The sequence below is a fragment of the Streptomyces changchenzhani genome, assembly GCF_039766235.1.
Classification (GTDB): domain Bacteria; phylum Actinomycetota; class Actinomycetes; order Streptomycetales; family Streptomycetaceae; genus Streptomyces.
In genome coordinates this window covers 280,696-295,985 of sequence record NZ_JBDHNH010000007.1, presented here as the reverse complement: position 1 = coordinate 295,985, position 15,290 = coordinate 280,696, and the positions used below count along the sequence as shown (strand labels likewise).

The following is a 15,290-nucleotide window of genomic DNA, read 5'->3' as shown; positions in this document are numbered from 1 at the left end:
CATGGCTGGCGCCGAACCACCGGTCGTCGTCATCCAGCCACGCGAACCCCGGCTGCACTGCGCCGAGTGCCACGACGGCCCGCTCCCTCTTCTCCTCGTCCTGGAGTACAACGCCCCGTACTGCCTGGACTGCGCGGATCTCGGCCACCTCAGCTACCTCCCGCGCGGCAACGCGGCCCTCACGCGCCGGGCCAGGGAGGCCAGTTCGCTGTGGGCGGTCGTCCTGCGCCACAACAGCCGTCGTACGCGTTACGAACGCCAGGGCATCCTCGTCGAGGAGCAGGCACTGCTCCGGGCGGAGGCCGCCTGCCTGGCGGACGCCGACGCCCGCGCCCGCCGCCGCGAACGGGACGCGGCACGCCGCGCGACCGAGGACGTCCGCTTCACCGCCGCCCTGACCGCGGAGATCCTGCGCCTGTTCCCGTCCTGCCCGCAGGACCGTGCCGCGGCGGTCGCCGCGCACACCTCGCTCCGGGGCAGCGGCCGGGTGGGCCGCAGCGCGGCGGGCCGCTCACTGGACGAGGGCGCGGTGACGGCCGCGGTGCGGGCGGCCGTACGGCACGACGACACGGCGTACGACGTGCTGCTGATGAGCGGCGTACGACGCAACGAGGCGCGGGGGCGAGTGGCGAGGGCGATCGAGGCGGTGCTGGTCGCCTGGCGGCGGCCTAACCCTCCCCGCCGTAGCCCTGGATCCGCCGACCGGCACAACGTGTGACCAACTCTGAACAGCCCCTCATCGGCACGTGATCAGCCTCCACAATGGGCAGTTCTCCTGCATGTCCGTCATGAAAGATCGCCCCCTGCTGCTCCTGGACGTGGACGGCCCGCTGAACCCGTACTTCGCCCGCTTCCCCCGTCTGCGCGGCTACACCACCCACCGCCTCCACCCGGCCAACTGGCTGTCCCGCCAGACCCCCGGCTCCCGCGCCCACCGCCGCGGCCTGCGCATCTACCTGCACCCCGGACACGGGGCGCGCCTCTCGGCGCTCCCGTACGAGCTGGTCTGGGCCACCACGTGGATGCACGAGGCGAATCACATGATCGCCCCGGTCATCGGTCTGCCTGACGCCCTCCCGGTGATCGAGTGGCCGGAGCTGTTCGCGAAGGACCCGGACGGGCTGTACTGGAAGACCCGCCCACTCCTGAAGTGGGCGGCGGGACGCCCGTTCGTCTGGGTGGACGACATGATCACGGACCTGGACACGGCGTATGTCGCAGCCCACCATGACGCTCCGGCGCTGCTGCTGCGCATCCATCCGCGAAACGGCCTGCGGAAGGCGGACTTCGCCACGCTGACGCGCTGGGCCGAACACCTCTGACCATGCCGGCCTTGAGCGCGACCCGACCCGTCGAACTTCCCTACCAGGGCGGGGTACGACGACTTCACCAGCCACCCAGTCGACACGATCCTGGGGCCCTCGGGCCGATCAGCCGCCACGATCCTGGGGCCCCCTCGGGTCCGATACCGTGATTCCTGCCAACTCGCCCCGCCCGCACAGCACGTCGGGCGACGCATCACGGTCAGGTGATTTCCATCAACACGTCCCACGGCTCACCGCTGACAGCATGGCTGCGCACTCTCACCCCGAACCGCCTCCGCCTCGTACTCGCCTCACGCCCCGACGCCGTACGCTCTCCCGAACCGCGCACGCTGGGCGAGCTCGCCGACCGGCTGCAGCGCCCCGCCTCGGTGGCGCTGGCGCTCCCGCGCCTGACGCTGCCCGCTCTCCAGACAGCCGAGGCGCTGGCCGTGCTCCCTCCTCCCGTGTCCCGCACGGAGCTCGCCGAACTTCTCGACGCAACATCAGACGCACTGACTCCCGAACTCGACTCTGCATTACGACAGTTGACAGACCTTGCCCTGGTGTGGCGGGACAGCCAGGGCGATCTGCGCATGGTGACGCCCCTGCGCACCGCGTGGGAGTCACCGCTCGGACTGCATCCCGGACTCGCCGAGCTACTGACGAACAGAACCTCCGAGGAACTGCGCACGATCCTGACCACCCTGAACATCAACCCGCCGGGCACCAAGCCGCAGCGGCTCGCGGCCCTGCTGGAGCACCACAGCGACGCGAACCGGCTCGCAACGCTGCTCGCCGCCGCACCCGCGCGCGCCCGCCGCCTGTTGGAGCAGCACGCCGATCCCACACAGGAGCCACCGGCGCCGACCATGCACGGATCCCCGCGACCGGACACCGCCGAGCGCTGGGCTCTGGACCGGGCCCTGCTGGTCAAGCCCGGGTACGGGTACGAGCCTGCCCGGATGCCCGCCGAGGTGTCCCTGGCTCTGCGCGGCCCCGGCTGGCACGCCCCCTTTGCCCCGGCCCCGCCCGAGCCGGCGCTCGCAGAGCTCACCGCGGCCGAGGTCGGGCGGGAGGCAACCGCAGCTGCCACCGCCTTTGCCGGGCAGGCCGCCACGCTGCTCGCCGAGTGCGCGGGACGCCCCCCGGCCCGGCTGAAGTCCGGCGGAGTCGGCGCCCGTGAGCTGGCTCGTATCGGCAAGGTGACACAGTGCGAGGAGCCAGTGGTACGCCTCGCACTGGAGTGCGCGTACGCAGCCGGGCTGCTGGCCCACGACGGTGACCGGACCCCGGTCACCGTGGCGTACGACGCCTGGTCCGAGCAGGAACCGGCCGAGCGGCTGACGCTACTCCTCCACGCCTGGTGGATGCTGGGCCTCACCCCCTCCAGCGCCCGCGACGAGGACGGCAAGGCCCTGCCCGCGCTGGACCGCCCACCATCGTGCGCCTCCTGCCGGCAGGCCCGTCACGGCCTGCTCACGGCGGCGGCCGGGCTCCCCTCCGGCCAGGGCGTACAGAAGTCCGCCGCGCTCGGCGAGCTGATCACCTGGCACCGGCCACTCACGCACCAACTCCCGCAAGACACAACCCCGTTCAGCACACTCATCCGAGAGGCGGAGCTGCTCGGGGTGCTCGCACGCGGTGCGCTCTCACCGCTCGGCGAGGCACTGCTGTCGGACGACACCTCGGCCGTACGCACCTGCGCCACGCGTCTTCTCCCCTCGGCGACCGCGACGGCTCATATCGGCGCGGACCTCACCGCAGTCGTATCAGGCACCCCGACGGCTCAACTGGCCACGCTCCTCGACACATTGGCGAATCGGGAGGCGCGTGGCACAGCATCCGTATGGCGGTTCTCCCCTGCCTCGATGCGCCGCGCCCTGGACGCAGGCCGAACCGCCGACGACATCGAGTCCGCCCTCACCGCCGTGGCAGAAAACCCGCTCCCCCAGCCCCTGTCGTACCTGATCACCGACACAGCCCGCCGCCACGGCCGAATCCGCCTGGCCTCCGCCGCCTGCGTCATCCACAGCACGGAACCACCCCTGCTGGCCGAGATCGCCGCGCACCGCACACTCTCGAAGCTGGGCCTGCGCCAACTCGCCCCGACCGTCCTGCTGTCCCGCACCTCGCCGGCGAAGACGCTCGAAGCACTGCGCGCCGAGGGCTACGCCCCGGTGGCCGAGGCCGCCGACGGCACGGTCCGCATCGAGAAGCCACCACACCTCCGCGCCACCCACCTCCCGCTCCCACACCCCCGCCGCACGACCACCACCACACCCCACTCCACCCCACCCGATCCACTCAAGCTGGCGAGCACCCTGCTGGCCGCCCCGGACCGCGAGCCGTACCCGGATCCGTACAACGGTGTGCCCTTCGCGACCGACACGGAGGAGATCCTCGATCACTACGCGAAGGATCTCTCCCTCACGGACAGGCGCCAACTCGCTCACGCCATCCACGAGCAGGAGCCCCTCACGATCGAGTACGTCGCCCAGTCCGGCAGCCACACCATCCGCACCGTAAGCGAGCTGGAATTCGACCCGCCGTATCTCTACGCCTACTGCCACCTGCGCGAGGACGACCGCGTCTTCACGCTCTCCCGCATCCAGGCGGTCATGCCGGCGCAGTGACTCGGAGGCAGGCAACCGCTGGAATCGGGCGAGGGCGAGGGGGGCCGGGCCCTGTCGCCAGTGCGACCACAGGGGGACAGCGGCATCGATAGCCTTGGAGGCGAGTGCACGGCCACCGACCAGCCCCAGAGCCAGGAGCCAAGTGAACGCTACGCCGCTGAGTCCAGAGGACCCGACCGAGCTCGGCGGGTTCCGGTTGACCGGCCGGATCGGGCACGGCGGGATGGGCCAGGTCTACCTCGGCGAGTCCCCCGCCGGTGAGGCCGCAGCAGTCAAGGTGATCAAGCCGTCGGTGGTGGACTCCGAGACCCGCCAGCGATTCGCGCAAGAGATCGAGGTTCTCAAAACGGTGTGGGGCCCTCGGATAGCCGCGTTCATGGACGCTGACACAGAGGCGGAGCGGCCCTGGCTCGCCACCGAGTACGTCGAAGGACCGGAACTGCGACGCCAGGTCGACATGCACGGCACACTTTCTGCCGAACTCACCGCATCCCTGGGTGCGACGCTCGCCGAGGCATTGTCCGGTGTGCACAAGCAAGGGCTGTTGCACAGGGACCTCAAGCCGGCGAACATCCTGCTCGGCCCCAATGGGCCGAAGATCATCGATTTCGGGCTCGCGGTCTTCGCGGAGTCGAGTGCCTCACTGACCGCCCCGAACATGGTGGTCGGCACCCCTGCCTGTATGTCCCCGGAGCAGGCAACCGGCGTCAAACCTCTCTCCCCCGCCGTGGACGTCTACGCGCTCGGCGCGGTGCTGCTGTACGCCGCGACCAACCACTATCCGTACCCGGCCGACAGCATCCACGCCGTCTTCCACGGGATCACCGACCCGGATACGCAGCCCGATCTCTCCGGTGCCCCGGATGAGTTGCTGCCGCTGCTGGCAGCGATGCTGGCGCAGTCGGCCGCGGACCGCCCCACACTGGCCGGCGTGGTCCAACAGTGCGTCGCGATCATCAAGGGCCACGGTCTCGCGGTCGCCCAAGCCCGGCGACGCCTGACGCGCCTCATCGCCGCCGAGGATGCTGCCCCGCCGGCCCCCGGCCCCGCGCCACTCGCCCCCACCGTGGTCGTTCCGAAGCCCGCCGCCTCCGAGGCGCCCACCGCCCCACTCCCGGCCACGGCCACGTACACGTACACCCCCACGGTGAAGGAGCACGCCCCAGCACCGGCGCTGCCCGTACGGGACGCCACGCCCAGGCCCGCCGCCCCTAGGCCCGCCATCCGCTCCGCCGCCGCGCGCAGGGTTGCGGGGCAGCTGCGTGAGGCGTACGCACAGAGCGCACCCTTCTAACCCGCCCCCGGGACCTTTACCTCTCGACTACCTCTCGACCAGGGCAAACCCTGCCAAAATTATCCACAGCGACCCATTGATCCATTGATCCATTGATCCATTTTCAGTAGTCAGCAGGAGGTACATCGGGTGACCGACCAGCAGCCGGCGCAGCAGTTCGCGCAGGAGTCCACGTACCCGCCGGGTGCGCAGATCGTCGTACGCGACGAGGAGTGGCTGGTCAAGAACGTCACCCGCACCACGGACGACGGCGACCGCATCGAGGTGGTCGGCATCTCCGAGTTCGTTCGCGACCAGGAGTCGGTCTTCTTCACCGAGCTGGACGATGTCGAGCTGATGGATCCCCGCAAGACAACACTGATCGACGACGACTCCCCGAACTTCCGTCGCAGCCGCCTCTTCCTGGAAGCCGTCCTGCGCAAGACGCCGCTCCCGCAGTCAGAGCGCGGCCTGGCCCTGGCCGACAGCTTCCTGCTCGACCCCCTTCCCTATCAACAGCGCCCGGCCCAGCTCGCACTCTCCGGCAAGAATCTCCGCCCGCGCATGCTGATCGCCGATGTCGTCGGGCTGGGCAAGACGCTGGAAATCGGCCTGACGCTGGCCGAGTTGATCCGCCGAGGCCGCGGCGAGCGCATCCTCGTCGTCACCCCACAGCATGTACTGGAGCAGTTCCAGCACGAGCTGTGGACCCGATTCGCGATCCCGCTGATCCGCCTCGACTCGGCGGGCATCGAAAAGGTGCAGCGCGAGATCCCGGCGGGCCGCAACCCCTTCACGTACTTCAAGCGGGTCATCGTCTCCATCGACACCCTCAAGAACACCGACCAGTACAAGCACCACCTGGAGCGCATCGCCTGGGACGCGGTCGTCATCGACGAGTCCCACAACCTCATCAACCGCGGCTCGCTCCGCAACCAGCTCGCCCAGCTCCTCGCCCCGCGCACCGACGCCCTCATCCTGGCCAGCGCGACCCCGCACAACGGCAACGCCCGGTCCTTCGCCGAGCTCATCGCACTGCTCGACCCGGCAGCGATCCGCGATCCCGAGCGGTACGAGGCGAAGGACATCGAGCACCTCTTCATCCGCCGCACGAAGGTCAGCCCCGAGGTCCGCGACCAGATGAAGGGCCAGTGGGCGGACCGCGGCCCGTCCGAGTCGGTGCACTGTGCGGCGACACCGGCCGAGGAGAAGGTCTTCGAGGAACTGGCGCAGGTGTGGCTGCCGGGTGAGGGCAAGTCGGTGAGCGATGTGCCGCTCTTCCCCTACACGCTGCTGAAATCCTTCCTCTCCTCGCATGTCGCACTCAAGGCGACCGTCGAAGCGCGCATCAAGACCCTGACGAAGAAGGACGCGCCGACCGCCACGGCCGCCGAGCTCGCCGCCCTGCACCGCCTCAGGGAACTGACGGCGGACATGTCCGAATCCGAATCGGCCAAGTTCGCCGCACTGGTACACCAGTTGAAGGCGATCGGGGTCGGCCCGCGCAGCGAGACGCGGGTCGTCGTCTTCTCGGAGCGCGTCCAGACCCTGGAGTGGCTGCGTGCCGCCGTCCCCGTCGCCCTCGGTTTCAAGGGCAAGGCGCTCCAGGAGGCCGCACGCGTCATGCACGGCGGCCTCTCGGACGAGCAGCAGATGCAGTGCGTAGAGGACTTCGGCCTCGCGGACGCTCCCGTACGCATGTTGTTCACGGGCGACGTGGCGTCCGAGGGCGTCAACCTGCACCGCCAGTGCCACCAGCTCGTCCACTACGACGTGCCGTGGTCGCTGATCCGTATCGAGCAGCGAAATGGCCGTATTGACCGTTACGGGCAGGCTCACCCCCCGCAGTTCCGCGCCTTGATCCTCACAAGCGGGGCCGAGGGCGCGAAGGACGACCGCACGGTCGCGGAGCGGCTGCTGGAGCGTGAGGACGAGGCCCACCGCAACCTGGGCACCGCGGAGGCCGTGTCCGGCCTTTACCGCGCCGAGGCCGAAGAGAAGTCCCTGATCCAGGACTTGCTGAGGGGCCGTACCGTCGATGAGTCCTTGCAGCAGACCGCCGAGGAGGCGGGCGGCACGGACGACTTCCTGGCGGATTTCTTCGGCTCGGTCGGCGAAGAGGCAGCCGCGGAGTCGACGGCGGCGGCGGACGTACCGCGCCTCTTCACCGGCACGCGTGAGTTCGTCGACGAGGCGGTACGGGAGGTCTACCCGGACGCGCAGAAGCAGCTGGACATGGACCACGACACCAAGACAGGCCTCATCTCCTTCAAGCCCCCGCCGGATCTGATCCACCGCATGAAGGCCCTGCCGCCGGACTACCGGCGCGAACAACGGCTCGGCGAGCGGCTGCTGGTGACCCTCAACCGCAAGCTGGCCAACCTCTCCCTCGTACGGGCCCGGGAGTCCTCCACGTCCAGCTGGCCGGAGATCTCGCTGCTCACCGACCTCCACCCGGTGGTGGAGTGGCTGACCGACAAGGTGCTCGTACGGCTCGGCCGCCAGGAGGCCCCGGTCATCACCGCCGACGTCCCGGCGCCGACGTATCTCATCCAGGGCATCTACTCGAACGCGGTCGGCCGCCCGACAGTCGTCAAGTGGATGGCGGTGACAGGCGACAAGGCCACGGACGACATGGTCGCCATACTGCGCCGGGCAGGCGTCGGCCCGACGATGGCCAACCCCTTGCGGCGCCACAACCTGAACAGCCTGCAGGCCGGCATTCCGGCCGCCCTGGAGGCAGCGGAGACGTTCCTGTCCGAGCGCAGCGCCGACTGGGACAAGGCCCTCATCGAACCCATCGAGCAGTACAAGCAGCGCCTGAGCCAGTGGGAACAGCCGACGCTCGCCGGTGAGCAGACCAGGGCGAAGCTCGCCGACCTCGCCGACTCCCTGCTGACCACGGGCCGCCCCATGCTCCGGGTCCTGGCCGTCCTCAATTCTGCCGCCGCCCGCGTCTAGGAGATTCACGACCATGACGTACGACTCCCTGGTCAACCGCGGTGACTACTTCTCCGCGCACTACCTGGCCGAGGTCTTCCCCAAGGACCTCAAGTCCGGGCTTCTGGCCACCTGGAAGGACCGCGAGGAGGCCGCTCGTGAGGCCGCCGCCCGCGAGGAGGAGCGGCCCGAGGACGCCCTCCCCGTCACCCCGCGCCTGGGCCTGCGCGTGCTGCGCCGCGAGTACTTCAAGTCGCGGGCGTTCTTCGCGGAAGCGGCTCTCGACGACGCCATGGCGTACGACTCCCCGGCGTGGCGCGAGGCGGCTGCCGGTCTGAACGCCTCCGCACTGCGCGCCCTGGGCTACGACGCCAAGCCCCGGACTCTGACGGTGGAACGCGCGGACCACACGTACGAGGTCCAGGTCGCCCACGCCGAGCCGGGCCTGGTGGCCCTGGACTGCGGCTGGGCCGCCGAACCGGACGCGGCCCTGGACCCCGAGGGCCCGGGCCGTCTGCTCCACCCGGTCCGCCTCGACGCCCAGAACACGCTGCTCACCGGCTCCAAACTGGCCTCGTTCCTGTTCGCGACGCAGGACGCGCCGCGCTACGTACTCCTCCTGACCGGTGGCGTCATCGTGCTGGCGGACCGCGCGGCATGGGGCGAGGGCCGGTACCTTGCAGCCTCCCTGGACGCGGCGCTGGAGCGCAACAACACCAAGGACGGCCAGGAGCTCGACACCCTGGCGGCACTCTTCGGCGCGGACTCCCTTCGTACGCCGGAGGAGGGCGGCGAGAACCCGCTGGCCGGCCTGGTCGACAAGTCCACGAAGCACGCGGTGGGGGTGTCGTCGGACCTGCGGGACGGGCTGCGCCTGTCGATCGAGCTGATCGCGAACGAGGTCCTGGAGCGCATCCGCGCGTCGGGCGTCCAACTGACCGATGTCAGGGAACTCCCGGACCTGGCAGAGCAGTTGACGCGCGAGTCCTTGCGTTACCTGTACCGCATCCTGTTCCTGCTGTACGCGGAAGCCCGCCCGGAGCTGGGCATCCTCCCGTCCGACTACCCGGAGTACCACCAGGGGTACGGCCTGGGCCGCCTCGGTGAGCTGGTCGCGGAACGGGACCTGGTGGGCGAGAAGTCCCGCGAGGGAATGTATCTCTACGAGTCCCTGGACCTGCTCTTCGGGAAAGTCCAGGAGGGTTACCGCCCGCGCCGAACGCACGGCGCGTCCGCGGCCGCCGCTGTTTCCGAGGTCTCGGACGTCTCGGAGGACATCGGCCTCCGCTTCGAACCCCTCCACTCGAAGCTCTTCGAGCCGGAATCCATCCGCCTCATCGGCAAGGAGTCGGTCCGCGACCCCCGTCATGACGAGGACGCCTCTGACGCTCCCCGCTACCTGGACACGCGTCTGCGCAACGCCACCCTCTACAAGGTGTTGCGTCTGCTGATGCTCACCAAGGGCAGGAAGGGCGAGCGCGGCGGCTTCATCTCATACGCGCAGCTCGGCATCAACCAGCTGGGCGCGGTGTACGAGGGCCTGATGTCGTACTCGGGCTCCATCGCGGACGAAGAACTGTACGAGGTCGCGAAGAACGGCGACCCGAAGGACGGTTCGTGGCTGGTCCCGGCCTCCAAGATCGGGGAGTACGAGGACAAGGTCTTCGTCCACCACCGCGACGAGGACACCGGCGACGATGTACGGGTCCGCTATCGCCCGGGTGCGTTCGTCTACCGCCTGTCGGGCCGCGACCGCCAGACGTCGGCGTCGTACTACACCCCGGAGTCCCTGACCAAGGTCACGGTCCAACTGGCCCTGCAACACCGCCTGGACCAGGACGACACGGTCACCCCCGCCCGGGAAATGCTGGACTGGAAAATCTGCGAGCCGGCCCTCGGCTCGGGCGCGTTCTTGAACGAGGCGATCAACCAGGTCGCGGCCGAGTATCTGCGGCGCCGACAGGACGAGACGGGTGTCGCGATCGACACCGAGGCTTATCCGATCGAGTACCAGAAGGCCAAGGCATACATCGCCCTGCACAACTCCTACGGCGTCGACCTCAACTCGACGGCGGTGGAGCTGGCCGAAGTTTCGCTGTGGCTGAACACCATGCACCCGGGCATGGAGGCGCCGTGGTTCGGGCTGCACCTGCGGCGGGGCAACTCGTTGATCGGCGGGCGCCGCGAGATCTACCCGGCGGAGAAGCTGGCAAAGGCGGCCTGGCTGGGTACGACGCCGAAACGCTTCCCGCTGACGGAGGCGGCGAACGGCCTCCCGGAGGGGTCGGTCCACCACTTCCTGCTCCCGGCGAAGGAGTGGGGGGCGGTAGCGGCCGAGAAGGAAGCGAAGGCGCTGGCCCCGGCGGAGGCGAAGGCGCTGGCGGCCTGGCGCAAGGCGATCACTCGCAGCCCCAGCCCCAGACAGACCGCCCGGCTCCAGGGCCTGGCCCGCCGCGCGGAGTACCTGTGGCAGCTGGTCGTACGCCGCCTCGAAATCTCCGAACGGGACATCTCACGCCGCATCGACGTGTGGGGCGCGGAACCGGACTGGCTGCGGCAGCCGTTGGAGGCCGTCCAGCGCGAGGAAGTCCTCGCCGACCTGGAGCAGGTCGACACCCCGTACTGGCGACTGAAGACGCTGATGGACGCATGGTGCGCGCTCTGGTTCTGGCCGGTCCAGGAGGCGGCCCTGCTGGACGGTACGCACCCGCGCTACCAGCACGCGGCGGAGCTCGCCGAGCAGTCGGCGGTGTACGAGACCGCACTCGCCTCTGCCCCGGAGGAGGGCGACGGCGTACTGATGGCCTGGGAGTCCGACGACCTCTTCGGCGGCGAAACGAAGGCGGGCTCGCTGACCCGCGACTCGGTGAGCAAGCGCCGCACGGGCCGCCGCAAGGAAGCAATCACCGAGCAGCGCCGAGCGGTCATCGCCCTGGCGAACCTGGACGACTGGCTGGACTTCGCGGAGTCGCTGCTGGGTGCGCACGATGTTCCGACGGAGTCGCTGGTCGGAGAGTTCGAGTCCCTGACGGAACTCACACCGTACGAGGACGCGCTGCCGGACTACATGGGGATGGATCGGAGCTACTGGCTGGAGAGCCGGTTCCCGTGGGCGGCGCAGGCGAAGGACATCGCGGGCCAGCAGGGGTTCTTCCACTGGGAGTTGGAGTACGCCCAGGTGTTTGGGCGGGGTGGGTACGACTTGCAGGTGGGTAATCCGCCGTGGGTGCGGCCTCGGTGGCAGGAGGACCTGGTTCTGGCGGAGTCGGAACCTTGGTTCGTGCTGGCGGAGAAGCCGGGGGCGGCGGAGTGGCGGCTGCGCAAGGACGAAGTGCTGGGCGCTGACACGAACAGTCAAGACTATTTCCTTGGTGAGTTGGCGGTCCATGCGGGGTTCGTTGCCGCGCTGGGCAGCCCGGCCATGTATCCACTGCTCGTGGGGACCCAGGGCGACCTCTACCGCGCCTTCATGGCGCAGGTGTGGCAGCACATCGCGCTGCACGGCAGCGCGGGCCTGATCCATCCGGACACGCACTTCGGCGGTCTACGTGAGGGCACGATCCGAGCCGCTGCGTACCGACACCTGCGGGTGCACGCGCATTTCGTCAACTCGGCGAACTGGGCGTTCGAAGACCTTTCCCGTGCCCAGGAATTCGGAATGCACATCTACGGAACGTCACAGAATCCAGACTTTCTGCACCTCAGCGAGCTCCGCGACGCCGAGGTCCTGCCCGACTCGCTGACCCATGACGGACGAGGTGCGACGCCCGGTATCAAGCACAACGGCTCTTGGGACATCCGCCCGCACAGGGAGCGCGTGGTGCGGGCGGACACGGCACTGCTGGCCAGTTGGCAAGCCCTGACGGGCTCAACAGGCGGAGTGGCACAGACCCCTCTGCTGTATCCGGTCCTCGTCGGCGAGCAGGGAGCGATTGAGGCTTTGGCCGCTTACGACACCAGCCTGGCCGACTACCACCCGATGATCACAAGGGGATACGACGAAACCCACGCCAAGAAGGACGGGCTGATCCGCTGGGCGAACCAGGGCGTCCCCGAGCTCTCGGATGTCATTCTCCAAGGGCCGCACTTTGCATCAGCACTCCCGTTCTCGAAGGAGCCGAGAATCCCCTGCCGGAGCAACAGGGACTGGGACTTGCTCACACCGATGGACCTTTCTGAGGCGCACGTTCCCGTGACCAACTATGTGCGGGCCACTGACAAAGCCACGTACCTAGCAGCCCAGGACTCCTGGCTCGAGAAGCCGTATACGGCGTACTTCAGGCTGGCCTGGCGAGTCATGATTCCCTTCGATACGAGTCGCAGCTTGCAGGCAGCACTCCTCCCGCCCGGCCCCGCTCACGTAATTACCGTGAACTCAACGGCCTTGGCAGATGAGCGCTTGACAGCCTTGAACTCTGGATTCTGGGCGGCGCTACCCCTCGACTATCTGCTCCGTATCACCAGCCGTTCGCACCTCCTGGGCAGCGAGGCCCGCAAAATGCCCGCCCCCGATCCGAAGCACCCGCTCGCCCCAGCCCTCCTCCTCCGCGCCCTCCGCCTGAACGCCCTCACCACCCACTACGCCCCCCTCTGGGCAGAGCTATTCGACCCCAGCTGGGCGGGCTACGAGAACTGGGCCAACCCCCACTGGCCCCACCTGAAATCCCTCGCGGCCAGCCTCAGACCGACCTGGGAATACACCACCCCGCTCCGCACAGAGCACGAGCGCCGCGCCGCGCTCGTCGAGCTCGACGCGCTGGTCTCCGTCTGGCTCGGTATCACTGCCGACCAACTAGTCGCCATCTTCAAGTCCCGCTACCCGCAGCTGTACGACTACGAGTCGGCCACCTACTTCGACGCCAACGGCCGCAAGATCGCGGGCGACTTCAACACCTACGGCCACGGACAGACCAAGGAGGACTACCTCACCCTCCTCGATCACCTGACCAGTCCCGCAACCACACCACCCCCCGAGGGCTACACCTCCCCCTTCTACAAGGCCGACCGCGAGACCGAAATGCGCGCCGCCCACGCCCACTTCACCGCCCGCCTCGAAGCCGAGATCGCCGCCGGCCGCTGGACCCCGCCCACCCCGGCCGCACCCGTCGCCGTAACGGAGGACTGACGCCCTCCGCACCCCCGACCACGGCGTGGGGCGGCTCCCGAAACCACCGGGAGCCGCCCCACGCCGTATCACCTACATCGCTACGCCATATGAGGCCCCGCCGCGAACCCGACGAACTCCCCCCACGCCCGCGCTCCCAGCGTGAGCATCGGCCCGGCGATGACCTTTGAGTCACGAACGTGCACGGTGCTGAGGCAGGTCGCCACTTCGACGCACTCACCGCCATTGCCAGCGCTGTAGCTGCTCTTGAACCACGTGGCAGCAACCTCGACACATTCACCGCCGCCGCCGCTGCTGTAACTGCTCTTGAACCAGGACAGTTCAGACTCACTACTCATGTTTCTCCCAGCAACTTCTCGATGCGAACCAGCGACTCACTCGGGTTGAGCGCCTGCGACCGAAGAATCCCATAACGAGCCTCAAGCTCCCGGACCTTCGGCTGCCCCGTATACAGGCGGCTGTCGTCCTGCACCTCGGTGTAGGCGATCCTCTGCCCTCCCGGTGTGTCGATCAAGTTGAACGGCCCGCCCAATGCTGCGTGGTCCGATCGCTTGATCGGCATCACTTGGATCTCGACATTGCGTTTCTGCCCAAAGAGCAGGATCTGCTCCAACTGGCCACGGATTACGGGCTCTCCACCGATCGGCCGAAGCAGCACTGCCTCCTCGATCACGAAGCTCATGAGGGGTGAGGGCCGACGCGCGTAGATCTCCTGGCGGGCCAGGCGTGCGGCCAAGCGCTGTTCGATGACCGCGTCGTCAAGCAACGGGCGCTGCATCGCGAAGACAGCCCTCGCGTACTCTTCCGTCTGCAAGAGGCCCGGCACCGCGTGGGTGGCATACACATGCAGAGCAGCCGCCGACGCTTCCAACTTCGCCGCGTCTCGGAAGAACGCCGGGTACTGCGCCCGCGCAACCTCCTCCTTCATCTCCCGCAGGATGCCCCGCGCCCCCAGTACCTCATCCGCCTTGTCGATGAACTTCGGCGGCGGGATCCGTACCCCCTGCTCGAACGCCGCGATGGTCGAGGCCGAGTACCCGGTCAGCTTCCCGAACTCCGGCCGCTCCAACTGCGCCCACACCCGGAACCCCTTCAACTGCCGCCCGAACACCACCAGGATGCCCGACCCGACCTCATGCTCTGCTCCCGGCGACTGCTCGTCCACGCCTCGCACCTCCCGTATCCAACCCCAACCCAAGCGAACGCCCCGGTACCCTCCCCGGTCACGCCCCGCACCTCACACACCCGCACCCCAACCGCACACACTCAACGCCCGTCAGGGCGTCACTCCTAGTCAACGTTACTCACGCAGCGGCACCGTTTACCCCATGAAGTCAGCAACTCCCCACCCCATGGACGAACCCCAACACCGCGCCCGCACACATGAGTTCGATATGCGGTTCACATCAACCTCACGCGGCGCACGACTCGCCCGCCGCCTCATCTCGCACCGTCTCCACGAGTGGGGCCACCCCTACGGCTCCGACGCCAACGACGCCCTCACCCTCATCACCGCCGAGCTCACCTCCAACGCCGTCCGCCATGGCCACGTGCCCGGCCGCGACTTCCACCTGCGCCTCACGGAGACCGCCGCCACTCTCCGTATCGAAGTCACCGACTCCCGCGCCGAGAAGCAGCCCCTCCTCGTCCCCACCCCCGCCGACGCCACCTCCGGACGCGGCCTCCTCCTCGTCGCCTCTCTCGCCACCCGCTGGGGCGTCACCCCGCGCACCGCCGCCCCCGGCAAGACCGTCTGGGCCGAGTGCGTCCTGACCACCCGCACCAGGCCGACCATGGGCGGAACATGACCAGCAACCCGTACCGGGAATCAGACGGCCGCTGGTCATACACAGGGCGGTCGAGCACGGATTCGTCACTGCCATCCCTCGCGGCAACAACACCCACCACGCGGACTTCGTTGTCGAGTTCCGGACCTGGTCCACCAGGTAGCCGCCCTGGCCGGGGCTGTCGGAGCCCCTTCCGGCAAGCCCTCACGGTGTGTCGCAAGGAGGGCG

The 15,290-nt window shown here is 68.7% G+C and carries 9 protein-coding genes; 7 read left to right on the top strand and 2 right to left on the bottom strand.

Annotated elements, in window-relative coordinates; genetic code table 11:
- Position 1 precedes the first annotated feature (1 nt).
- The 6 genes from ABCR94_RS23100 (at position 2) to ABCR94_RS23075 (ending at position 13,275) form a co-directional block, all read left to right on the top strand.
- A complete protein-coding gene (locus ABCR94_RS23100) occupies positions 2–718 on the top strand; it encodes a DUF2293 domain-containing protein (RefSeq protein ID WP_347121767.1) in 717 nt (238 codons plus the stop codon).
- Between the two features lie 70 nt (positions 719–788).
- On the top strand, positions 789–1,322 hold the full coding sequence (locus ABCR94_RS23095) for an HAD domain-containing protein (RefSeq protein ID WP_347121765.1): 534 nt from the start codon (positions 789–791) through the stop codon (positions 1,320–1,322).
- Positions 1,323–1,528: 206 nt separating this feature from the next.
- A complete protein-coding gene (locus tag ABCR94_RS23090; protein WP_347121764.1) occupies positions 1,529–3,937 on the top strand; it encodes a helicase C-terminal domain-containing protein in 2,409 nt (802 codons plus the stop codon).
- Positions 3,938–4,079: 142 nt separating this feature from the next.
- Positions 4,080–5,231, top strand: a complete 1,152-nt coding sequence (locus ABCR94_RS23085) for a serine/threonine-protein kinase (RefSeq protein WP_347121762.1) — start codon at positions 4,080–4,082, stop codon at positions 5,229–5,231.
- Positions 5,232–5,360: 129 nt separating this feature from the next.
- Entirely contained in the window at positions 5,361–8,171 is a 2,811-nt protein-coding gene (locus ABCR94_RS23080) for a DEAD/DEAH box helicase (protein WP_347121761.1), read from the top strand.
- Between the two features lie 13 nt (positions 8,172–8,184).
- Positions 8,185–13,275: a class I SAM-dependent DNA methyltransferase gene (locus tag ABCR94_RS23075; protein WP_347121759.1), complete on the top strand. Its 5,091-nt coding sequence runs from the start codon at positions 8,185–8,187 to the stop codon at positions 13,273–13,275.
- 80 nt (positions 13,276–13,355) lie between these two features.
- Here the strand turns inward: ABCR94_RS23075 and ABCR94_RS23070 are convergent, their stop codons facing one another.
- Positions 13,356–13,613: a DUF397 domain-containing protein gene (locus tag ABCR94_RS23070; RefSeq protein WP_347121758.1), complete on the bottom strand. Its 258-nt coding sequence runs from the start codon at positions 13,611–13,613 to the stop codon at positions 13,356–13,358.
- Positions 13,610–14,440: a helix-turn-helix domain-containing protein gene (locus tag ABCR94_RS23065; RefSeq protein WP_347121757.1), complete on the bottom strand. Its 831-nt coding sequence runs from the start codon at positions 14,438–14,440 to the stop codon at positions 13,610–13,612. The genes ABCR94_RS23070 and ABCR94_RS23065 overlap by 4 nt, the downstream gene beginning before the upstream one ends.
- Positions 14,441–14,603: 163 nt before the next feature.
- Between ABCR94_RS23065 and ABCR94_RS23060 the strand changes: the two genes are divergently transcribed.
- Complete coding sequence (locus tag ABCR94_RS23060; RefSeq protein WP_347121756.1) at positions 14,604–15,083, top strand: ATP-binding protein; 480 nt, start codon at positions 14,604–14,606, stop codon at positions 15,081–15,083.
- The last annotated feature ends 207 nt before the right edge of the window (positions 15,084–15,290 follow it).